The following is a 21,165-nucleotide window of genomic DNA, read 5'->3' as shown; positions in this document are numbered from 1 at the left end:
AAGCGGGGCGGAGGCATGATCGCGGCGGAGTTGCTGGCGGGCACCACCCTGGCGGCCGGCTGGCTGATCTACCTGCCGGCGCTGCTCTGGGCCGTTTGGCGGGCACCTTGGTTGGAGCTGTGCAGCGACCTGCGCCGCCAGCATCTGCTGTTCGGCACCATGCTCGGGCTGTTCCTGCTGTGGCTGGTGCGCCGCGATTTCGACTCGGGGCTGTCCTACCACTTCATCGGCATGACCGCGGTGACCCTGCTGCTGGACTGGCCACTGGCGGTGCTGGCCGGCTTGGCGGCACAACTCGGCCTGCTCGCCATCGGCCGCCAGGACCTGGCCGCGCTCGGCGTCAACGGCGTGCTGCTGGTGCTGATCCCGGTGCTGGTCACCGAACTGTGCGCGCTGCGGGTGGAGCGCGCGCAGCCGCGCAACCTGTTCGTCTACATCTTCTTCTGCGGTTTCTTCCCGGCGGCGCTGGCCACCCTGCTGACCCTGCTCGGCGGTCTCGGCCTGCTGTGGCTGGACGGCCTGTTCCCCATGCCGCCCTGGCTGGACGACTTCGCCGGCTACCTGTGGCTGGTGATGTTTCCCGAGGCCTTTATCAACGGCACCGTGGTCACCGCGCTGGTGGTGTTCTACCCGGACTGGCTGGAGACCTTCAATCGCAGTCGCTACCTGCAGGCGCCGTGGAAGGAGGACGAGCGCGACGAGTGAATCCGGCTGCGCCGCTTGATCCGGATCAATGCCGCGCCGTGGTTTCGCGCCATGCTGGAGCAAACCATCGAGGAGTCGCGCATGAGCATTCACAGTTGGGCCCGAATCGCCCTGGAGGCGGAGCTGCAGGGCGCCGAGGCGCAGGGCTTCGACCGCCTGCTGGCGTTGCGCGCGCTGCTGGCGGAGGTCGTCGAGCAGAACAGGGGGCTGCGCGATGCGCAGGAGCTGGCGCACGAGCTGCAGTTTCTCGCCGACAACCTCGACGACGAGCGCGATTACGCCTTTATGCGGCCCTGAAGAGCGCTGGACGCAGGGCCTGCTGCTCAGTGCGGCCGCGTCGGCAGTTCGCCGCTGAACAGTTCGTCTTCCAGGTGGTCACCGGGAATGGCGTGCTCCTCGGCGGCCCAGGCGCCGAGATCGATCAGCTTGCAGCGTTCGCTGCAGAACGGGCGGTAGGTATTTTCGGTTTTCCACTCGACGGGCGCACCGCAGGTGGGGCATTGCACTGTGGTGGTCATGGCTGGCCTCCGCGCAGGGTCAGGTAGAAGGTGTGCAGGCGTTCGACCTCGGCATCCAGCCAGGCCAGGTCGCGGTCGTTGAGCAGCACGTCGTCAGCGTGGCGCAGGCGTTCCTCGCGGCTGGCCTGGGCCTGGAGAATCGCGCGCACCTGCTCCTCGCTGCTCTGGTCGCGGGCGATGGTGCGCTGCACCTGAAGCTCCACCGGGGTATCGACCACCAGCACGCGCTGGGTCAGGCGCTGCTGGCCGGATTCGACCAGCAGCGGCGACACCAGGATGGCGTAGGGCGACTCGGCGCGCGCCAGCACCTGGACGATCTCCTGGCCGATCAGCGGATGCAGCAGCGCTTCCAGCCAGCGGCGCTGTTCGGGGTCGGCGAACACCAGTCGGCGCAGGGCGGCGCGGTCCAGTTGGCCGTCGGCCTGCAGCACGCCGGCGCCGAAATGCTCGACTATCTTGCTCAGCGCCGGGCGACCGGGTTCGACCACCCAGCGCGCGGCATGGTCGGCGTCCACCAGGTGCACGCCGCGCTCGATAAAGCCTTGCGCCACCGCGCTCTTGCCGCTGCCGATGCCGCCGGTCAGGCCGAGAATCCAGGGTTTCATAGCGAGGTTGCGGTCCCGTTGCTGCTCAAGGCCGCGATTGTAGGGTGGATTCGGCAGCGAAGCGAACAATCCGCCAGTGCGCGGCCGCTATAGCGATCGAGCCGCGGCGTGGCCCGGATGTATCCGGGGGGCAATCCCCCGGATTACGCCGGCGGCCAATCCGGGCCACGGGCTGCGCCGGCTCAGCGATTGACCGGGGTCAGGCGCAGCAGGTGGATGCGGCGGCTGTCGGCGTTGAGCACGCGGAAGCGGAACTCGCCGATCTCGGTGACCTCGTTGCGCTTGGGCAGGTGGCCGAAGGCGTTCATCACCAGGCCGCCGACGGTGTCGTACTCGTCGTCGGAGAACTCGCTGTCGAAGGTCTCGTTGAAGCTGTCGATCGGCGTCAGCGCCTTGATCAGGAAGTCGCCGGACGGCAGCGGCTTGATATAGCCGTCTTCCTCGACGTCGTGCTCGTCCTCGATATCGCCGACTATCTGCTCGAGCACGTCCTCGATGGTCACCAGGCCGGCGACGCCGCCGTACTCGTCGATCACCACGGCCATGTGGTTGTGGTTGGCGCGGAACTCGCGCAGCAGCACGTTGAGGCGCTTGGACTCGGGCACGAAGGTGGCCGGGCGCAGCAGGTCCTTGATGTTGAAGCTGGGCTGCTCGCCCGAGAGGATCAGCGGCAGCAGGTCCTTGGCCAGGAGGATGCCGATGACGTCGTCGAGGCTTTCGCCGATCACCGGGTAGCGCGAGTGGGCGGCGTCGATGATGGCGGGGAGGAATTCGCGCGGCGTCTGGCTGGCCTTGATGCTGATCATCTGCGAGCGCGGCACCATGATGTCGCGTACCTGCAGGTCGGCGACCTGGATGGCGCCCTCGACAATGGCCAGGGCCTCGCTGTCGAGCAGCTTGTTCTGGTGGGCTTCGCGCAGGACTTCCAGCAGTTCCTGGCGGTTTTTCGGCTCATGAGCAAAAGCCTGGGTCAGTTTGTTCAACCAGGACTTCTGCTCGTTGCTCGATCGGTCTTCGCTCATGGCGTTTACTCGGGGTTCCTTGTCAGGAGGGTTATTCGTCGCCGGCATAAGGGTCGGGATGACCCAGTTCGGCGAGCAATTGTCGTTCCAGTTGTTCCATTTCGAGGGCTTCGTCTTCCTCGATATGGTCGTAGCCGAGCAGGTGCAGGCAGCCGTGGATCACCAGGTGGGCCCAGTGCGCCTCCAGCGTCTTGCCTTGCTCGGCGGCCTCGCGCTCGAGCACCGGCACGCAGATCACCAGGTCGCCCAGCAGCGGGATATCGAGAATCCCGTCAGGAATCTCGGCGGGGAAGGACAGCACGTTGGTGGCGTAGTCCTTGTGCCGCCAGGTGCGGTTCAGCTCGCGGCCTTCGGCTTCGTCGACCAGACGGATGGTCAGTTCGGAGTCGGCGGTGCGCTGGCGCAGGGCCAGTTCACACCAGTGACGCAGCTGGGCTTCGTCGGGGTGCTGGCCGTCACTGGCCAGTTGCAGGTCCAGTTCAAGCATCGCCGTCCTCGACCTTGCCGTGCAGGCGGTTGTCGTGGCGCTCGTAGGCCTCGACTATGCGTTGCACCAGGGGGTGGCGCACCACGTCCTTGGGCTTGAAGTGGGTGAAGCTGATGCCCGGCACGTCGCGCAGCACGTCGATCACGTGGGTCAGGCCGCTCTTGGTGCCGCGCGGCAGGTCGACCTGGGTGATATCGCCGGTGATCACTGCGGTGGAACCGAAACCGATGCGGGTGAGGAACATTTTCATCTGCTCGACCGTGGTGTTCTGGCTCTCGTCGAGGATGATGAAGCTGTTGTTCAGGGTGCGGCCGCGCATATAGGCCAGCGGCGCGACCTCGATCACCTGCTTCTCGATCAGCTTGGCCACCTGTTCGAAGCCGAGCATCTCGTAGAGCGCGTCGTACAGCGGGCGCAGGTAGGGGTCGATCTTCTGCGCCAGGTCGCCGGGCAGGAAGCCGAGCTTCTCGCCGGCTTCCACCGCCGGGCGCACTAGCAGGATGCGCCGCACCTGCTCGCGCTCCAGGGCGTCCACCGCGCAGGCCACGGCCAAATAGGTCTTGCCGGTGCCGGCCGGGCCGATGCCGAAGTTGATGTCGTGGTCGAGGATGGCCTTGACGTAGCGCTGCTGGTTGGCGCCGCGCGGCTTGATCACTCCCTTGCGCGTGCGCAGGCTGACCTGTGGCGCGCTGCTGGGGTTGACCAGTTCCTCGACACCGGACTCCTGCAGGTACAGGTGCACCAGGTCGGGTGACAGTTCGTTGGCCTTGGTCTCACGGTACAGGCGGCGCAGCAGTTGCTCGGCAGCCTGGGCCTTGTCGCTGCTGCCGAGCAGCTCGAACTGGTTGCCGCGGTTGCGGATCTCCAGGCCGAGGCGTTCTTCGATCAGGCGCAGGTGTTCGTCGAACTGGCCGCAGAGATTGGCGAAACGGCGTGCCTCGAAGGGTTCGAGGACGAAACGATGGGGTTCTAGGGGAGCGTTCAAGGTCGTGTGATGGCCGCCAGTCGGCTGGGGTAGTGAATCGAAGCATAACGCCGGCCGCCCAAGACGCAAAGCGCGGGCGGCTACGGCTTTAGTGGAGGCCCTGTCCGTCGAGCAGGGTGCCGCGCAGCGAGTGGGGCAGGGCGTCGTCGATATGCACGTCGACGAACTGGCCGATCAGCCGCGGATTGTCGCAACGGAAGTTGACGATGCGGTTCTGCTCGGTGCGGCCCTGGAGCATGCCCGGGTCCTTCTTCGAGTAGTCGCTGACCAGGATGCGCTGCACGCTGCCGACCATCCGTCGGCTATTCTCGAAGCCGTACTGGTTGATACGGTGCTGGAGGATGGCCAGGCGCTGCTTCTTCACCTCGTCCGCGGTGTCGTCGACCAGATCGGCTGCCGGCGTGCCGGGACGCGCGCTGTAGATGAAGGAGAAGGAGAAGTCGAAGCCGACGTCGTCGATCAGCTTCATGGTCTGCTCGAAATCCTTCTCGGTCTCGCCGGGGAAGCCGACGATGAAATCCGAGCTGATCAGGATGTCCGGCACCGCGGCGCGCAGCTTGCGGATGCGCGACTTGTATTCCAGCGCGGTGTGGTTGCGCTTCATCACCGCGAGGATGCGGTCCGAGCCGGACTGCACCGGCAGGTGCAGGTATTTGACCAGCTGCGGGATCTCGGCGTGGGCGGCGATGATCGCGTCGGAGAACTCCAGCGGGTGGCTGGTGGTGTAGCGGATGCGCTCGATGCCGTCGAGCGCCGCCACCGCATGCAGCAGTTCGGCGAAATCGACGATGCGCCCGTCCGGCGCCGCGCCGCGGTAGCCGTTGACGTTCTGGCCGAGCAGGGTGACTTCCTTGACCCCCTTGTCGGCGAGTTGGGTGATCTCCAGCAGCACGTCGGCCAGCGGCCGGCTGACCTCCTCGCCGCGGGTGTAGGGCACCACGCAGAAGGTGCAGTACTTGCTGCAGCCTTCCATCACCGAGACGAAGGCACTGGGGCCGTCGACCCGGGGCTCGGGCAGGCGGTCGAATTTCTCGATCTCGGGGAAGCTGATGTCGACCTGGGCGGTCTTGGTGCTGCGTGCGGCGTCGATCATTTCCGGCAGGCGGTGCAGGGTCTGCGGGCCGAACACCACGTCGACGTAGGGCGCGCGGTCGCGGATCGCCGCACCTTCCTGGCTGGCCACGCAGCCGCCGACGCCGATCACCAGATCCGGGTTGGCCAACTTCAGCTCGCGCCAGCGACCGAGCTGGGAGAACACCTTGTCCTGGGCTTTTTCGCGGATCGAGCAGGTATTGAGCAGGATGACGTCGGCTTCTTCGGGTTTTTCCGTGACCTCCAGGGCCTGATGCTCACCCAGCAGGTCGACCATGCGCGAGCTGTCGTACTCGTTCATCTGGCAACCGTGGGTTTCGATATAGAGCTTCTTGGTCATGGCACTGTCTGGGCTGGTTAAAAAATGACCGCGCATTATAGGGGAGCGGCGGGCATCAGGCTACAAGAGCTGCCGCAAGCCGCAAGCATTGCATGGCCCAGATTTCATCCAGGCTAGCCTTGTGCGCTGTGCTATTCTGCTTGCCCCCGTTTTTCCTGACTTCGAGTCTTCATGAGCAAACGCGACCCCATCTACAAGGTGATCTTCCTCAACCAGGGCCAGGTGTACGAGATGTACGCCAAGCAGATCTTCCAGAGCGATCTGTGGGGCTTCCTGGAGGTGGAGGAGTTCGTCTTCGGCGAGCGTACCCAGGTGGTGGTCGACCCCAGCGAGGAGAAGCTCAAGGCCCAGTTCGACGGCGTGGTGCGCAGCTTCGTGCCGATGCACGCGATCATCCGCATCGACGAGGTGGAGCGCCTGGGCACGCCGAAGATCAGCGAAGCCAAGGGCGGCGGCAACGTCATGCCGTTTCCCATGCCGATGCCGGACAAGTAAGCGGCAGGCCACGAGCTACAGGTAGGTAGGGTCAGGGCAAGGGCGCGAAGGGCGAGCGGCCCTCGGCGGCCTGCAGCTCCAGCAGGTAGTTGCGGAAGATCTGTCCCAGCACCTGGCTGGCGATCTCCAGCTCGTCGCGGCGCATCTGCGCCGACACCAGGTCGGCGGTGTCCATGGCCTCGTCCGAACCGTTGACCGAGGCCATCTTCAGCACGATATAGGCTTGCACGTTGTTCGCCGGCACCCCTTCGCCGCGAAAGAACATGGTGCCCAGGCGCAGCTGCGCCTCGGCATGCCCCTGCAGCGAGGCACGTTCGAACCAGGTCAGCGCCTGCTTGAGGTCGCGCGGGGCGCGTTTGCCGTCGTAGTGGTATTCGCCGAGCTCGAAGGCCGCCTGGACGTTGCCGCCGCGGGCCATTTCCTGGCAGCTGGCCAGCGCTTCGGGCAGGTCTTCGGGGGCGCCGTTGAGGGCGCAGCTGCCGGTTGCGGGGATCAACAGGGAGTTGCCGCCGGCGTGTGCGAACAGCGGGAGGAAAAGCAACAGGCAGCCCAGGGTCAGGGTGCGGCCGGTGCGGTTCATCTGGATAACGGGACCTCGGCGGTTCGGGGTGGGGGACATGCCCGGCCGGCGTAAAGCGTGCCGGCCGTCGCATTATGAAATAAACCGCGCGCTTCTTACAAAACCTTTACCCGGTCGATTGCCGTGCGCTGCCCGGCAGGCTAAGCAGCAGCCAGGCCAGCAGCGGATAGGCCGGGGTGAGCAGGCCGTGGAACAGGTCGACGCGGCGCAGCGGGCCGATGAAACCCTCGGTACCCACCGCCAGGCCGGCCAGCAGAAACAATCCGACCACCGCCGCGGCAGCGGCCGGCGGCGCGCGCCGCGGCCACTGCAGGGCGCCGGCGTAGAGAATCAGCGCCAGGGTGGCCAGGTTCAGCGCCAGGCGGTAGTCCTCCAGGTAGCCGAGCTGACGGAACAGCTCGAAGAAGGCGCACAGCCCCAGCACGATGCGTCCCCAGTTCGGCCGGCTCCAGGCCCAGCCGCGGCCCAGCGCCAGGGCGGCGGCGCCGAGCAGGGGCAGGGCGAGAAAGCTGCTGGCCTGGGAGAGCCACAGGTGCGCGCCCTGCCAGCTGGGGTCGAAGCCGTAGCGCAGCATGCCGACGCCTGCCGCCGCGGCCGGCAGCAGGAAACCCAGCAGGGCGCAGAACAGCGCCGGCTGATCGGCCTCGCCATAGTGCTTGCGGGCCTTGCCGATGACCAGCGCGCAGGCCAGGCAGGCCAGCGCGAGCACGCCGTCGGAGAGCGCGGTGCTGTACTGCATCAGGCTTTTTTCAGTTCGGCGAAGGCGCGCTCGGCGGCGTCCAGGGTCAGTTGCAGTTCGGCCTCGCCGTGGGCGATGGAGGTGAAACCGGCTTCATAGGCGCTGGGCGCCAGGTACACGCCGCCGTCCAGCATCAGGTGGAAGAAGCGCTTGAAGCGTTCGACGTCGCTGGCCATCACGTCGGCGAAGGTGACGATGTCGTCGGCGCCGCTGAAGTACAGGCCGAACATGGCGCCGGCCTGGGTGGTGACGAAGGGGATGCCGGCGGCATCGGCCCGCTGCTGCAGGCCGTCGAGCATGCGCGTGGTGTAGTCGGAGAGTTCGCTGTGGAAGCCCGGGCGGCTGATCAGCTTGAGGGTGGTCAGGCCGGCGGCCATGGCCAGCGGGTTACCCGACAGGGTGCCGGCCTGGTAGACCGGGCCGAGCGGGGCGACGCACTCCATGATCGCGCGCTTGCCGCCGAAGCAGCCGACCGGCATGCCGCCGCCGATGATCTTGCCGAAGGTGGTCAGGTCCGGGGTGACGCCGTAGTGCGCCTGGGCTCCGCCGAGGGCGACGCGAAAACCGGTCATCACCTCGTCGAAGATCAGCACCACGCCGTGTTGGTCGCACAGCGCGCGCAGGCCTTCGAGGAAACCCGGCGCCGGCGGCACGCAGTTCATGTTGCCGGCCACCGGCTCGACGATGATGCACGCGACTTCCTTGCCGACCTGCGCCAGGCACTCGGCCACAGCGTCGATGTCGTTGAACGGCAGGGTCAGGGTGTGCTTGGCGAAGGCCGCCGGCACGCCGGCGGAGTTCGGTACGCCCTGGGTCAGGGCGCCGGAACCGGCCTTGACCAGCAGGCTGTCGGAGTGGCCGTGGTAGCAGCCTTCGAACTTGATGATGCTGTCGCGGCCGGTGTAGCCACGGGCCAGGCGGATGGCGCTCATGGTTGCCTCGGTGCCGGAGCTGACCATGCGCACCATCTCCATCGACGGCACCAGCGAGCAGACCAGCTCGGCCATCTCGGTTTCCAGCGCGGTCGGCGCGCCGTAGGACAGGCCGTGCTGCAGCTGGCGACGCACCGAGTCGAGCACCTCCGGGTGGCTGTGGCCGAGGATCATCGGGCCCCAGGAGCCGACGTAGTCGACGTAGCGCTTGTCGTCTTCGTCCACCACATAGGCGCCTTCGGCGTGCTTGAAGAACAGCGGGGTGCCGCCGACGCTCTTGAAGGCGCGCACCGGCGAGTTGACGCCGCCGGGGATGTGTTTCTGCGCGTTGGTGAACAAAATTTCGGAACGGGACATGGCAGGTCTCTCTACAAACGAATCAGTCGAACAGCGCGGCGAAGGCGCGGGCGCGGTCTTCCACCTCGGTGGCGCAGTCCGCGGCGAGCAGGGCGTGGATCACCGCGACCAGGCTGGCGCCGCGGGCGATCAGGCCGGGGGCGTTGTCCAGGGTCACGCCGCCGATGGCGACGATGGGCTGGGCAAAGCGCGCGCGCGCCTCGTCCAGCAGTTCCAGGGTGGCGGCCGGGGCGCCGGGCTTGGTGTTGGAGTTGAAGAAACGGCCGAAGGCGATGTAGCTGGCGCCTTCGGCGACTGCGCGCTCGGCCAGCTCCAGCTGGGCATGGCAGGTGCCGCCGATCACGGCAGCGGCACCGAGGCGGGCGCGGGCCGTGGCCAGCGAGCCGTCGCTCTGGCCCAGGTGCAGGCCGACGTTCAGGCGTGCGGCCAGCTCCAGGTCGTCGTTGATGATCAGCGTGGCGCCGTGGCGGGCGCAGAGTTCGGCCAGGGCCTGGGCTTCGTCGAAACGGCGCACGGCATCGGCGGACTTGTCGCGGTACTGCAGCAGACGCGCGCCGCCGCGCAGCGCGGCCTCGGCGTAGGGCAGCAGCTTGCCGCCGGCCAGCAGCGGGGTGTCGGTGATGGCGTAGAGGCCGCGCAGCGCCGCAGTCATTGGGCGAAGTCCAGCGGCAGGCGGCGCGGGATGTACTGACCGCGACCGGGTTGTTCGGCGTCGCGCAGGGTGCGCCAGGTGTAGTCGAGGGCGCTCTTCACCGCGCTGACCAGCTCCTCGCCCAGCGCCAGGCGGCCGGCCAGGGTGCTGGCCAGGGTGCAGCCGGAGCCGTGGTAGCTGCCGGGCAGGCGCGGGCAGGTGAAGTCGTGGCGACTGCCGTCGCGGCAATACAGGCGGTTGTGCACCTCGCGCTCGTCGCCGTGGCCGCCGGTGATCAGCAGGTATTCGATATGGGGCAGCAGCTTCTCGGCGCATTCATCGGCCGTGCCGTCCGGCAGTTCGGCAAGGATGCGCGCTTCCGGCAGGTTCGGCGTGGCGATGGTCGATACGGCGAACAGCCGTTCGCGCATGGCGTAGCCGACTTCGTCCTTGCCCAGGGCGCCGCCGCCGCCGGCGCGCAGCACCGGATCACAGACCAGCGGCACGCCGGGCAGCTGGCTCATCAGCTCGAGCACGGTGTCGACCATCTCCGTCGAGCCGAGCATGCCCAGCTTGACGGCGGCCACCGGCAGGTCGGCGATCACTGTACGGGCCTGGGCCAGCACCCAGTCGCGGTCGAGCACGCGGAAGTCGGCGACGTCGACCGTGTCCTGCACGGTCAGCGCGGTTACCGTCGGGGCGGCGTGGCAGCCCTGGGCCAGCAGGGCTTCGATATCGGCTTGCAGGCCGGCACCACCACTGGGGTCGTGGCCGGACAGGCAGAGCACTACGGGGCGGGAATGGGTCATGTTCATGGCCGCCGAGCTTACCACCAAATCGCTCGGGCGAGACCGCCCGGTCGCCTGCGGCGCGGTGCCGCGCGATGGAAAAACTGTCGGCTGGATCAGGCTTCTGCGCCTTCCGAGCGGCGGTGCCTGTGCTAGAGTGCCGCGCTATCGACAACTCTGCCCAGGGCGGCGTGCGAGCGGTGAGCGGGCGGCTCCCGGTGCGCCGTAGCGGGTTCTGGCCGGACCGCATGCGCTACCTTCTGTTCTGTCTCTTTATATGGATGCCTGGCCTGGCCAGCGCCCTGGTGTTCGACGAACACAGCCGCAGCCTGCCGCTGGGTCAGGCCATGCACGTGTTCGAGGACGTGCGCGGCGATGCCAGCATCGACGACATCGCCTCGCCGGCGCTGCAGGACAGCTTCCGCCGGCACGACAAGCCGGTGCTCAACGCCGGCTATTCGCGCTCGGTGTTCTGGCTGCGCCTGGACCTGGAATACCGCCCGCAGCAGGCGACCGGCGCGCGTAACTGGCTGCTGGAACTGGCCTACCCGCCGCTGGATCACCTGGAACTCTACCTGCCCGACGCCGACGGCGGCTTCGTCCTGGCGCAGCGCACCGGCGACGCCTTGCCCTTCGTCAGCCGGCAGATCAAGCAGAACAACTACCTGTTCGAGCTCAACCTGGCGCCGGGCCAGCCGCAGCGCCTCTACCTGCGCCTGGAGAGCCAAGGCTCGATCCAGGCGCCGCTGACGCTGTGGGCGCCCAACGCCTACCTGGAAGAGCAGCCCGGGCGCATCTACGTGCTCGGCATCATCTACGGCGTGCTGCTGGTGATGCTGGTGTACAACCTGTTCATCTTCCTCAGCGTGCGCGACACCAGCTACCTCTACTACATCCTCTATATCGCCTCGTTCGGCCTCTACCAGGTGTCGGTCAACGGCGCCGGCATCGAGTACTTCTGGCCCGACAACCCCTGGTGGGCCAACGCCGCCACGCCCTTTTTGATCGGCTCGGCGGCGCTGTTCGGCTGCCAGTTCGCCCGCAGCTTCCTGCACACCGGCGAACACAGCCCCTGGATCGACCGCCTGCTGCTGCTGCTGATGGCCTGCGGCGCCGCGGTGATGATCCTGGCGCTGAGCGTCAGCTACGCCACCGCGCTGCGCCTGGCCACCTACCTGGCGCTGCTGTTCACCGTGGCGATCTTCAGCGCCGGGGTGCTGGCCTGGCTGCGCGGCATGCGCGTGGCACGCTACTTCATCATCGCCTGGAGCGCCTTCCTGATCGGCGGGGCGATCAACACCCTGATGGTGCTCGGCTACCTGCCCAACGTGTTTCTCACCATGTACGCCAGCCAGATCGGCTCGGCGCTGGAAGTGGGCCTGTTGTCGCTGGCACTGGCCGACCGCATCAACGCGATGAAGGAGGAGCGTACGCGCATCCTCCAGGAGGCCGGGCGCAAGCTGGAGGCGCTGAACCAGGAGCTGGCCAACAGCAACCGCTTCAAGGACGAGTTCCTCGCCACCGTCACCCACGAGCTGCGTACGCCGATGAACGGGGTGATCGGCTCGCTGGAGCTGATGCAGACGGTCAGCCTGGACGTCGAACTGGCCCAGTACCAGCGCACCGCCGCCAGCTCGGCGCGCGACATGATGCGCATGGTCAACGACATCCTCGCCCTCACCGAACTGCAGGCCGGCAAGCTCTACCCGCGGCGCGAGCCGTTCAGCCTGCGCGGCCTGTTCGACGGCCTGCGCGCGCAGTACGCGCCGCGGGCGCAGGACAAGGGGCTGCGCTTCGACCTGGAACTGGACGACAGCCTGCCCGATATCCTCGAAGGCGATGCCGCCAAGCTGGCCCAGGCCTTGGGCTATCTGCTGGACAACGCCATCAAGTTCACCAGCCAGGGGGGCGTGACCCTGCAGGTCGGCCGCGCCGGCAACGGCGGCGACTGCCTGCCGCTGAGCGTGCTGGTGAGCGACACCGGCATCGGTTTCGAGCCGGACGACGGCCTGCTCTACCGGCGCTTCCAGCAGCTCGACGGCTCGATGACCCGCAAGTACGGCGGCCTCGGCATCGGCCTGGCGATCTGCCGGCAACTGGTCGACTTGCTCGGCGGCAGCCTCGGCCACGAGTCGCAGCCGGGGCAGGGCAGCCGCTTTCGCCTCGACGTGCCGCTGACCCTGCCGCTACAGCCGCCGGTGGCGGCCGCGCGTCCCGGTCGAGCGCCGGGCGGCGCGCTGCAGCGCCTGGCGCAGCAGTGCAGCGTGCTGATCGTCGAGGACAACGCGATCAACCAGCTGGTCACCCGCGGCATGTTGCTCAAGCTCGGCTACCGCGTGCGCACCGCCGACAACGGCGCCGAAGCTCTGGAACTGCTGCGCAGCGAGACGGTGGACGCGGTACTGCTCGACTGCCAGATGCCGGTGATGGACGGCTTCGCCACCTGCCGTGCGCTGCGTGCCCTACCGGGCTGCGCCGAGCTGCCGGTGCTGGCGATCACCGCGCACAGCCACAGCGGTGACCGCGAACGCTGCCTGGCCGCGGGAATGAGCGACTACCTGGCCAAGCCGGTGAAGTTCGACGAGCTGCGCGTGCTGCTGCACGACTGGGTGCTGTGCCGCCCGGCGAGCCCTTCGCTGACCACCAGCTCGTCCTGAACCTGCTGGCGCCGCGCGCCTGCTCTCCTGCGGGCGCCTTGCATTCTGACGCCCATTCGGCCGCAGTTTTGGCCAGAACGTCGCTTTAGACATGGTCTGAATCCTGATTCACTGATGCCATGTGAATCGGGATTCAGACCATGGCCTACCGTCCCAGCGAAGCGCGGCTCGACCGCGATCAGGCGTTGCGTCAACGCATCCTCGTCTGTGCCCTGCAGCGGGTGGTCGATGGCGGCTTCGCTGCGTTGACCATGCAGGCGCTGGCCGAGGACGTCGGCATCGCCACCGGCAGCCTGTACCGGCATTTTCGCAGCAAGGGCGAACTGGCCGCCGAGGTGTTCGCCGACGCCAGCCAGCGCGAGGTCGATGCCCTGGCCGCCACCCTGCGCGCGCCGGGCAGTGCGCCGCAGCGCCTGCGCGCCGGCCTCGAACAGTTCGCCGCGCGCGCCTGGCACAGCCGCCGCCTGGCCTTCGCCCTGATCGCCGAGCCGGTCGACCCCGAGGTGGACGAGCAGCGCCTGCTGTACCGCGAGGCCTACGCCGAACTCTTTACCGATCTGCTCGAGGAGGGCGTGCGCCGCGGCGAATTTCGCCTCGAGCAGGTCGGCCTGGTCGCCGCCTGCCTGGTCGGCGCCATCGCCGAGGCCCTGATCGGCCCGCTCTCTCCCCCGGCCCGCGCCGCCCGTGCGGCGGGCCACCCCGCCCTGGAGCTGGCCGACGTCAGCGCCAGCCTGGTCACCTTCTGCCTGCGCGCCGTCGGCGCCGAGGAACTGCCGCGATGAAACCCAGCCTGCATGCCGAAACCCACGAGGTGTTCAACCAGGTGCCGAGCCTGGACGGCGCCAACCTCTATCGCCTCGACCTGCCGCTGCAGGAGTGGGTTCGGCGCTTCGCTGGCGGCTGGGCCGAGGACAGGCTGCACGCCTACGGCGCGCTGGCTGGCGGGGCGCTGATGCAGGCCGGTTTCCTCGCCAACGAGAACAAGCCGGTGTTCAAGAGCCATGACCGCTACGGCAACCGCATCGACCTGGTGGAATTTCATCCGGCCTACCACGAGCTGATGCGCACCGCGATCGAGCACGGCCTGCCGTCGCTACCCTGGACCGATCCGCGCGCCGGCGCCCATGTCGCTCGCGCCGGGCTGACCTACCTGCACAGCCAGGCCGAGGCCGCCAGCGGCTGCCCGTTGACCATGACCTTCGCCGCCGTGCCGGCCATCCGCCTACAGCCGAACGTGGCCGAGCAGTGGTTGCCGAAGATCCTCTCCAGCCAGTACGACCCGCGCAACCTGCCGATGGAGCAGAAGAGCGGTGTCACCATCGGCATGGCCATGACCGAGAAACAGGGCGGCACCGACGTGCGCGCCAACACCACCCGCGCCTATCCGGTCGGCATCGGCGGGCCGGGGCAGGCCTACGAGCTGGTCGGGCACAAGTGGTTCTGCTCGGCGCCGATGTGCGACGCCTTCCTCACCCTGGCGCAGACCGACAAGGGCCTGTCCTGCTTCCTGCTGCCGCGCCACCGTCCGGACGGCACGCGCAACCAGTTCTACATCCAGCGCCTGAAGAACAAGCTGGGCAACTGGGCCAACGCCTCCAGCGAGGTGGAATACCGCGGCGCCTTCGCCTGGATGCTCGGCGAGGAGGGGCGCGGCGTGCCGACCATCATCGAGATGGTGGCCATGACCCGCTTCGACTGCATGGTCGGCTCCAGCAGCCTGATGCGCCAGGCGCTGACCCAGGCCGCGCACCACTGTGCGCACCGCCAGGTCGGCGGCAAGCTGCTGGCCGACCAGCCGCTGATGCAGAACGTGCTGGCCGACCTGGCGCTGGAGAGCGAGGCGGCGCTGGCGTTGTCCATGCGCATGGGCCTCGCGCTGGATCACCTGCATGACGCGCAGGAAGACAAGTTCGCCCGCCTGGTCACCGCCGTGGGCAAGTACTGGATCTGCAAACGCGCGCCGGAAATGATCTACGAGGCCAGCGAATGCATGGGCGGCGCCGGCTACGTCGAGGAAACCATCCTGCCGCGCCTGTACCGCGAAGCGCCGGTCAACTCGATCTGGGAAGGCTCGGGCAACGTGCAATGTTTGGACGTGCTGCGTGCACTGTCCAAGGAGCCGGGCGTGCTCGACGCGTTGTTCGCCGAGCTGGGCGACGGTCACGGCGATACCCGTCTGAAGGCGCATATCCAGCGCTTGAAGGCCGACTTTGCGGATACCGCCGACATCCAGTACCGCGCCCGCCAGCTCACCGAGGACGTGGCCGTGGCGCTGCAGGCCAAGCTGCTGCTGGAGGCCGGCAACGCCACGGTGTCCGACGCCTTTATCGCCAGCCGCCTGGAAGGCCGCGGCCGGGTCTACGGCACCCTGCCGCGCGGCGTCGACGTCGAAGCACTGCTGGCGCGCAGCATGCCGCAGCTGGGCTGAGGGAAGGGGGGGACGCGCCGGCCATCCAGTCGGCGCATCAGCGGCAGGAGGCTTTAGTCGTCGCTCTCCAGCACTTCTCGGCCATTGAGTGGCTGGATCGGCCGCGCGTTCATCGCGTACAGGTGGCGGAACTGTGCCAGTTGCGCCTGGGACAGCTCGACCGGCTGCTTCAGTACGCGCCATTGCACGTTCTCGCTGCACGGCGGGGTGGTCAGCGAGCCGGCGAAGGCATAGTAGCCCTGCTGCGGCGGCAGTAGGGTTTGCGGGGCGAAGCTGTCGGCCAGCTCGACTTTCTCGCCCGCCCTGGTCGGCATGGCATCGAACACCTGACCCAGAGCCTGATTCTGCTCGCCTTCCCTGAACAGCACTGCCACCACCGCCAGGCGGCCATCGGCGGCTTGGTGGACGAAGTGCGCGACCATCGGGAATGCCCGCCCGGCGATGTGCTCCTCGCTTGGCGTGTGGAAATGGAACTGCACCAGGCGGTAGGGCTCGCCGTCGATCTCGACGCCGCCGGCATTGGCCAGGTTCACCTGGACGGTGTGGCCGTTGTTCACTACCTCCGCTGGGCTGGCCTGGTAGTCGAACATGATGCGCGGCAGGGAGGCTCGCGTGGCATCGCGGATGTCGATCGGCGATTGGGCATGGCCAATCGCGCAGGTTTCGTAGCCTGGGGCCAGCTGGGACCAGTGTGCGGGGCCCTCCTTGCCCTGGTAGTTCCAGTGCGGTTGCTGCTCGGCAGCCATGGCGCCGGTTGCGAACAGGGCTGTCAACGCGACGATCAGGGGTTTCTTCATATGCGCTCTCGTTACCGGATGATGGATCTGCGGGCTCGCGTGATCTGCAGTCGGCGCGGGTGCAGGAACACTACGATTGCCTTGTAATAAATGGTTACATATACCCGCGCGCAACGTGACGGTTGCCGCACTGGCGGGGAAGCGAGCGCCTCCAGCACCGCATCTGCTCAGCCAGTGAGGCGCTCCTGCCGCGGATGCCCCTCAGCCGTCGCGACGCGAGCGACAGATCAGTGACAGGCCCGGCTCTGGTGGGTTCCGAATCTCGCCGAGGAGCCTGGTGCGGGCGCGGTTGAGAGCGGGCGCTGTCTTTTGTCCGTGCGGCCGGGTAAGGTGGCCGCCGATGGTTCCGGCCCCAGGGTCGGATGAAAAGGGAACAGGGTGCGGCGCCGCGTCGCCAATGCCCTGGCTGCCCCCGCAACTGTAAGCGGCGAACGACGCCCATATGCCACTGGCCCACAGGCCGGGAAGGCGGGCGAAGTGTCGAGCCGCGAGCCAGGAGACCTGCCATCGCCGTCGGGCGCTTGCGCCCATCCCCTCCATCCGGATCGTCGCGCGGTGGGCGCGACCAAGGAACCCTTATGCATATCGAACCCGGCGTCGTCGAAGGCGCCAAGATCCTGCTCAGCTACGCCACTGCCGTCACCGGCCTCGGCCTGACCGCCAAACTGGCCCGCGATGCCATCCGCGACAACGGCGGGGTGGTCGCCCTGGCGCTACGCAGCCTGTTGACCACCGCCCTGGTGTTCTGCTTCTTCGAGGTCCTGCCGCGTCATCCGGTGGGCGTCTCGGAGGTCCACCTGATCCTCGGCTCGACCCTGCTGCTGCTGTTCGGCGCCGGCGCCGCGGCCATCGGTCTGGCCGTCGGCCTGCTGTTGCAAGGGCTGCTGTTCGCCCAGTTCGACCTGCCGCAGTACGGCATGAACGTCACCACCCTGCTGCTGCCGCTGTGGGGCATCCAGCTGCTGGCCAAGCGCATCGTCGCGCCGGGCACCGCCTACGTGGATCTCTCCTACAAGCAGGCGCTGGCGCTGTCGACCGCCTACCAGGGCGGCATCGTCGCCTGGGTGGCGTTCTGGGCCTTCTACGGTCAGGGCTTCGCCGGCGACAACCTGGCGGCGGTGGGCAGCTTCGGCCTGGCCTACATGAGCGTGATCCTGATCGAGCCGCTGATCGATCTGGGCGTGCTGGCCGCGGCCAAGGCGCTGGCGCGTTTCAGCCAGGGTCCGCTGTTCAACGTGCGCCTGCACCAGGCCGCCTGACCCGTAGCGTTACTTGCGGCGCTGCCAGATCATCTTGCCGGTATTGCTCTCGGTGACCAGGTACGGGTCGCTGAAGCGATAGTAAGCGGCGGGCTGGTAGTAGGCGGCGCCGTCCAGGCGCACCAGCAGCACGCCGTTGTCGCTGCGCCAGCGGCCGCGGTACTGCAGTTCGCCCGGGCTGTTGAAACTCCAGTCGCTGCCGCCGCCGGCCGCCAGGCTCCATTGTGCGACGCTGCCGTCGGCGCCCAGCTGCAGGGTCAGCAGGGTGGCGAAAGCGGCGAAGCTGGCGCCGCCGCTGTTGATCTGCTTCTCGTGAATCCAGGTGCCGATCAGCGCCGGGTCCAGGCGTTTCGCCGCGACTGGCGCGTCGGCCGGCGCGCCACGCTGGAACAGCGCCTGGCGCTCCAGCACCTGGCCGTTGCGCGGGTCGCGCGCGGCGATGCTGACGTTGAGCATGGCGTTGGCGTAGGTGGCGTTCATATTGGCGATCACCAGCCCGGACTGCGGGTCGCTGATCTCGGCGCGCAGCAACTGGCCGTCGTAATGACCCTTGAGGTTCAGGCGCAGACGCTGGTTTTCCACATACTGCCCTTCCACCGTCTGGCCCTGGCTGTTCAGGATCAGTTCGGCCGGCAGGCCGTCGAGGTTGGCGTGGTAGTGGCCGTCCAGCTCGCCGGCGAGCAGGACGGGAGCGAGCAGGGGCAGCAGGAGCAGGCTGAGCAGGCGTGGCATGGGGCGGCCCTCGGGCAGGCGCTATGCGGCTAAGCCTAGTCGCTTGACCGCGGGGCCGCCCCAGGCTTGCAGACTGTCCCGGTCGCCTACTCTGGAGCACCGCCATGAACCGTCGCCAAGCCTTCCACCACGAACTGCAACTGGCCCGCCGTCTGCGCTGCCTGGGCGATGCCGCGGGCGAACTGCGCCATCTGGAGCGTGCCCATATCCTCAGCCAGCCGAGTTTTCTCCAGCACGGCCTGAGCCACTGGCTGATGCTGCTGTGGGCCTGGCGCCGGCGCGACTGGGCCGAGCTGGTCGCGCAGCTGCTGCGTCTGCCGGGCAGCCTGGGGTCGCTGCTGGGCCTCTACCCGCTGGGCAATCCCGGCACGCGCCGGGTCGGGCCGCTGACGCCGCAGCCCGTGCCGGAGGATCTTGCTCGCCTGCTGCGCTGAGCGCTATGCCTGGCGCTGCCGGAACAGGCAAGATAGGGGCGTTCGATCAACCAGGAAGGTGCGCCGTGAAACCCTGTGCCGATGAATTCGTCGTTGCCTTTACCCCGGAAGAGGCGGTCGACCGCCTCGCCGCCCTCCACCAGCAGGCCACCGGCGCCCTCAGCCGGGCGCTGAAACGCTACCTCAAGGAGCGCATCAAGCCCGACGCCGGCGAGCATTGTCTGTTCCGCTATCCCGAGCTGCGCCTGACCTACCTGTGCCAGGGCGAGGTGCCGACCACCGTGCGCGCCTACGCCAAGGTGCAGGTGCCGGGTACCTACAGCGTCACCGTGACCCAGCCGGCGGCCTTTCGCAAATACCTGCTGGAGCAGCTGCGGCCGCTGATGCACGACTTCACCCTGCGCGTGGAAGTCGGCATGAGCCAGCAGAACATTCCCTATCCCTACGTGGTGGAGCAGGGCGACGAGCTGGCCGGCAGCGGGGTGACCGCCGCCGAGCTGGCGCGGGTGTTCCCCAGCACCGACCTGTCCGCCGCCACCGACGGCACCGCCGACGGCCTGTACGACTGGGAGAACACCGACCCGCTGCCGCTGGCGCTGTTCGACGCGGCCCGGGTGGATTTCTCCCTGCGCCGCCTGGTGCACTACACCGGCAGCGACTGGCGCCACGTGCAGCCGTGGATTCTGCTGACCAACTACCACCGCTACGTCGACCAGTTCATCCGCCATGGTCTGGACATGCTGGTAGGCGACTCGCGCTTCACCCGCCTGGTGCTGCCGGGCAACGTGGTGGTCGAGCGCGGCATGGCCGAAGGCGAGATGCAGGCGATCATCGAGAACGTCATCTGGCACCGCTACCAGATGCCGGCCTATCACCTGCAGGCCGATGACGGCCACGGCATCACCCTGGTCAATATCGGCGTCGGCCCGTCCAACGCCAAGAACATCACCGACCACCTGGCCGTGCTGCGTCCGCACTGCTGGCTGATGATCGGCCACTGCGGCGGCCTGCGTCAGTCGCAGACCATCGGCGACTACGTGCTGGCCCACGCCTATATGCGCCGCGACGGCATTCTGGATCGCGTGCTGCCGCCGCATATCCCGCTGCCGGCGCTGGCCGAGGTGCAGCAGGCGCTGCAGGAGGCGGCCAAGCTGGTCACCGGCGAGCAGGGCGACGAGCTGAAGAAACGCCTGCGCACCGGCACCGTGCTGACCTACGACGACCGCAACTGGGAGCTGCGCTGGGCCCAGGAGCGGCCACTGATCAACCTGTCCAGAGCCGTCGCCGTGGATATGGAAAGCGGCACCATCGCGGCGCAGGGTTACCGCCTGCGGGTGCCCTACGGCACGCTGCTGTGCGTGTCGGACAAGCCGCTGCACAGCGAGATCAAGCTGCCCGGCGCGGCCGGCGCCTTCTACGAGCGCGCCGTGACCCAGCACCTGCGCATCGGCATCGCCGCGCTGGAGCTGATGCGCAGCCAGCTCGACTCGCTGCACTCGCGCAAGCTGCGCAGCTTCGACGAGCCGCCGTTTCGCTGATCAGGCGGCTGCGACCTCGTCGCGCAGCAGCTCGGCCAGTGCCAGGCGGTCGATATTGGCACCGCTGAGCACCACCGCCACGCGCTGGCCGGCGTTGCATTCGCGCTCCTGCATCAAGGCGGCCAGGGCGGCGGCACCGGCGCCTTCGGCGAGGTTGTGGGTGTCCTCGTGGTAGACGCGGATCGCGGCGCGAATCTCCTCATCAGTCACGCGCACGATGCGCGCGGCGCCGGCGCGGATCATGTCCAGCGCCAGCTGCTGCGGCTGGCGGCAGGCCATGCCGTCGGCCAGGGTGTCGGCGCGTTCGGTCTGTACCAGGCAACCCTGCTCGAAGCTCTGCGCATAAGCATCGGCGCCGCTGGCGACCACGCCGATTATCTCGGTGTCGAGGCCGAGCAGGTCGCGGGTGCGGATCATGCCGCAGATGCCCGAGCCGAGGCCGATGGGCACATAGACCCGGCGCAGGTTCGGCAGCGCTTCCAGCAGCTCCAGTGCATAGGTGGCCACGCCGCGTACCAGATCCTCGTGCAGTGACGGTACCCAGTGCAGGCCGTCGCGTTCGGCCAGGCGCGCGGCTTCGGCGCGCGCCTCGTCGAAGTCGCGGCCATGTTCGATCACCTCGGCGCCGAGGGCGCGCATCGCCGCGTTCTTCTCACGCGCGTTGCCGTGCGGCACCAGAATGCGGATCGCCAGGCCGGCCTGGCGCGCAGCCAGCGCCAGGCTCTGGCCGTGGTTGCCGCGGGTGGCGGTGACCAGCCCGCGCACCTGCGGCTCGCGGCGCAACAGGGCGTCGATATAGACCAGCCCGCCACGCACCTTAAAGGCCGCGGTGGGCGCGTGGTTCTCGTGTTTGACCCACAGCTCGCAGCCCAGGCGCTGGGCCAGCAGTGGCCAGGCCAGTTGCGGTGTCGGCGCCATATGACGGTGAACCAGTTGCGCGCTCTGGCGCAGTTGGGTGAGGTCGAACATGACGGGCACTCCGAGTGGCGTTGACCCGGATGCTAGTGCGGCGCATTGTATGGGTAAATCTTTATATTGCATGGC

At 67.9% G+C, this 21,165-nt stretch carries 22 protein-coding genes, 1 pseudogene and 1 riboswitch; of the genes and pseudogenes, 9 read left to right on the top strand and 14 right to left on the bottom strand.

Features of this window, described 5'->3' with window-relative positions:
* Window positions 1–15: 15 nt before the first annotated feature.
* Both AC1G9C_RS21035 and AC1G9C_RS21030 read left to right on the top strand, forming a co-directional pair.
* Window positions 16–705, top strand: a complete 690-nt coding sequence (locus AC1G9C_RS21035) for an energy-coupling factor ABC transporter permease (RefSeq protein WP_021443100.1) — start codon at window positions 16–18, stop codon at window positions 703–705.
* Between the two features lie 81 nt (window positions 706–786).
* Window positions 787–1,002, top strand: coding sequence for a hypothetical protein (locus tag AC1G9C_RS21030; protein WP_480408703.1), 216 nt, complete (start codon window positions 787–789; stop codon window positions 1,000–1,002).
* A gap of 26 nt (window positions 1,003–1,028) precedes the next feature.
* On the opposite strand, the gene yacG is transcribed toward AC1G9C_RS21030, so the two are convergent.
* From yacG to miaB, 6 genes and pseudogenes are all read right to left on the bottom strand, one after another.
* The gene (yacG, locus tag AC1G9C_RS21025; RefSeq protein WP_021443098.1) at window positions 1,029–1,223 is read right to left on the bottom strand and encodes a DNA gyrase inhibitor YacG; all 195 of its coding nucleotides are present in this window, start codon (window positions 1,221–1,223) and stop codon (window positions 1,029–1,031) included.
* A complete protein-coding gene (gene coaE, locus AC1G9C_RS21020; protein ID WP_021443097.1) occupies window positions 1,220–1,828 on the bottom strand; it encodes a dephospho-CoA kinase in 609 nt (202 codons plus the stop codon). Before coaE ends, yacG begins: the two co-directional genes overlap by 4 nt.
* Before the next feature lie 182 nt (window positions 1,829–2,010).
* Window positions 2,011–2,850 (bottom strand): HlyC/CorC family transporter, encoded by an 840-nt coding sequence (locus tag AC1G9C_RS21015; protein ID WP_021443096.1) that lies wholly within the window; start codon window positions 2,848–2,850, stop codon window positions 2,011–2,013.
* A gap of 15 nt (window positions 2,851–2,865) precedes the next feature.
* A pseudogene (ybeY, locus tag AC1G9C_RS21010) lies at window positions 2,866–3,337 on the bottom strand (rRNA maturation RNase YbeY); the annotation flags it as partial.
* Window positions 3,330–4,322 carry a PhoH family protein gene (locus tag AC1G9C_RS21005; RefSeq protein WP_480408702.1) on the bottom strand — a complete coding sequence of 331 codons (993 nt, stop codon included), beginning with the start codon at window positions 4,320–4,322 and terminating at the stop codon, window positions 3,330–3,332. The pseudogene ybeY and the gene AC1G9C_RS21005, both read right to left, overlap by 8 nt.
* A gap of 88 nt (window positions 4,323–4,410) precedes the next feature.
* Complete coding sequence (gene miaB / locus AC1G9C_RS21000; RefSeq protein ID WP_480408701.1) at window positions 4,411–5,754, bottom strand: tRNA (N6-isopentenyl adenosine(37)-C2)-methylthiotransferase MiaB; 1,344 nt, start codon at window positions 5,752–5,754, stop codon at window positions 4,411–4,413.
* A 171-nt stretch (window positions 5,755–5,925) separates the two neighbouring features.
* Between miaB and AC1G9C_RS20995 the strand changes: the two genes are divergently transcribed.
* Window positions 5,926–6,249 carry a DUF1820 family protein gene (locus AC1G9C_RS20995; protein WP_021443092.1) on the top strand — a complete coding sequence of 108 codons (324 nt, stop codon included), beginning with the start codon at window positions 5,926–5,928 and terminating at the stop codon, window positions 6,247–6,249.
* 31 nt (window positions 6,250–6,280) lie between these two features.
* Here the strand turns inward: AC1G9C_RS20995 and AC1G9C_RS20990 are convergent, their stop codons facing one another.
* From AC1G9C_RS20990 to AC1G9C_RS20970, 5 genes are all read right to left on the bottom strand, one after another.
* Window positions 6,281–6,829, bottom strand: a complete 549-nt coding sequence (locus AC1G9C_RS20990; protein WP_021443091.1) for a tetratricopeptide repeat protein — start codon at window positions 6,827–6,829, stop codon at window positions 6,281–6,283.
* Window positions 6,830–6,935: 106 nt separating this feature from the next.
* Window positions 6,936–7,568: a DUF6962 family protein gene (locus AC1G9C_RS20985; RefSeq protein WP_480408700.1), complete on the bottom strand. Its 633-nt coding sequence runs from the start codon at window positions 7,566–7,568 to the stop codon at window positions 6,936–6,938.
* A complete protein-coding gene (hemL, locus tag AC1G9C_RS20980) occupies window positions 7,568–8,857 on the bottom strand; it encodes a glutamate-1-semialdehyde 2,1-aminomutase (protein WP_122108970.1) in 1,290 nt (429 codons plus the stop codon). The genes AC1G9C_RS20985 and hemL overlap by 1 nt, the downstream gene beginning before the upstream one ends.
* 22 nt (window positions 8,858–8,879) lie before the next feature.
* Window positions 8,880–9,509, bottom strand: a complete 630-nt coding sequence (gene thiE / locus AC1G9C_RS20975; RefSeq protein WP_480408699.1) for a thiamine phosphate synthase — start codon at window positions 9,507–9,509, stop codon at window positions 8,880–8,882.
* Window positions 9,506–10,303, bottom strand: coding sequence for a bifunctional hydroxymethylpyrimidine kinase/phosphomethylpyrimidine kinase (locus AC1G9C_RS20970; protein WP_397497885.1), 798 nt, complete (start codon window positions 10,301–10,303; stop codon window positions 9,506–9,508). The genes thiE and AC1G9C_RS20970 overlap by 4 nt, the downstream gene beginning before the upstream one ends.
* A gap of 221 nt (window positions 10,304–10,524) precedes the next feature.
* On the opposite strand from AC1G9C_RS20970, the gene AC1G9C_RS20965 reads away from it, so the two are divergent.
* The 3 genes from AC1G9C_RS20965 (at window position 10,525) to AC1G9C_RS20955 (ending at window position 15,361) form a co-directional block, all read left to right on the top strand.
* On the top strand, window positions 10,525–12,933 hold the full coding sequence (locus AC1G9C_RS20965; RefSeq protein WP_480408698.1) for a 7TM diverse intracellular signaling domain-containing protein: 2,409 nt from the start codon (window positions 10,525–10,527) through the stop codon (window positions 12,931–12,933).
* A 140-nt stretch (window positions 12,934–13,073) separates the two neighbouring features.
* Complete coding sequence (locus tag AC1G9C_RS20960) at window positions 13,074–13,715, top strand: TetR/AcrR family transcriptional regulator (protein ID WP_480408697.1); 642 nt, start codon at window positions 13,074–13,076, stop codon at window positions 13,713–13,715.
* A complete protein-coding gene (locus AC1G9C_RS20955; RefSeq protein ID WP_480408696.1) occupies window positions 13,712–15,361 on the top strand; it encodes an acyl-CoA dehydrogenase family protein in 1,650 nt (549 codons plus the stop codon). The genes AC1G9C_RS20960 and AC1G9C_RS20955 overlap by 4 nt, the downstream gene beginning before the upstream one ends.
* Before the next feature lie 53 nt (window positions 15,362–15,414).
* On the opposite strand, the gene AC1G9C_RS20950 is transcribed toward AC1G9C_RS20955, so the two are convergent.
* Window positions 15,415–16,158 carry a carbonic anhydrase gene (locus AC1G9C_RS20950; protein WP_480408695.1) on the bottom strand — a complete coding sequence of 248 codons (744 nt, stop codon included), beginning with the start codon at window positions 16,156–16,158 and terminating at the stop codon, window positions 15,415–15,417.
* A 324-nt stretch (window positions 16,159–16,482) separates the two neighbouring features.
* Window positions 16,483–16,681: riboswitch (cobalamin riboswitch) on the top strand.
* A 55-nt stretch (window positions 16,682–16,736) separates the two neighbouring features.
* Between AC1G9C_RS20950 and AC1G9C_RS20945 the strand changes: the two genes are divergently transcribed.
* On the top strand, window positions 16,737–17,417 hold the full coding sequence (locus AC1G9C_RS20945; RefSeq protein WP_457788885.1) for an energy-coupling factor ABC transporter permease: 681 nt from the start codon (window positions 16,737–16,739) through the stop codon (window positions 17,415–17,417).
* 9 nt (window positions 17,418–17,426) lie between these two features.
* On the opposite strand, the gene AC1G9C_RS20940 is transcribed toward AC1G9C_RS20945, so the two are convergent.
* Window positions 17,427–18,149, bottom strand: a complete 723-nt coding sequence (locus AC1G9C_RS20940) for a hypothetical protein (RefSeq protein ID WP_480408694.1) — start codon at window positions 18,147–18,149, stop codon at window positions 17,427–17,429.
* Between the two features lie 104 nt (window positions 18,150–18,253).
* Here AC1G9C_RS20940 and AC1G9C_RS20935 point away from each other — a divergent pair, with 104 nt between their 5' ends.
* Together AC1G9C_RS20935 and amn are read left to right on the top strand one after the other, a co-directional pair.
* Window positions 18,254–18,583 (top strand): DUF3703 domain-containing protein, encoded by a 330-nt coding sequence (locus tag AC1G9C_RS20935; protein WP_480408693.1) that lies wholly within the window; start codon window positions 18,254–18,256, stop codon window positions 18,581–18,583.
* Window positions 18,584–18,648: 65 nt separating this feature from the next.
* A complete protein-coding gene (amn, locus tag AC1G9C_RS20930; protein ID WP_021443513.1) occupies window positions 18,649–20,121 on the top strand; it encodes an AMP nucleosidase in 1,473 nt (490 codons plus the stop codon).
* Here the strand turns inward: amn and AC1G9C_RS20925 are convergent, their stop codons facing one another.
* The gene (locus tag AC1G9C_RS20925; RefSeq protein ID WP_480408692.1) at window positions 20,122–21,090 is read right to left on the bottom strand and encodes a threonine dehydratase; all 969 of its coding nucleotides are present in this window, start codon (window positions 21,088–21,090) and stop codon (window positions 20,122–20,124) included.
* Window positions 21,091–21,165 lie beyond the last annotated feature (75 nt).

This window comes from Pseudomonas sp. ABa2 (assembly GCF_056676075.1).
Note: the sequence above shows the minus strand (reverse complement) of the source record. Positions and strands in the feature narration are given on the sequence as shown.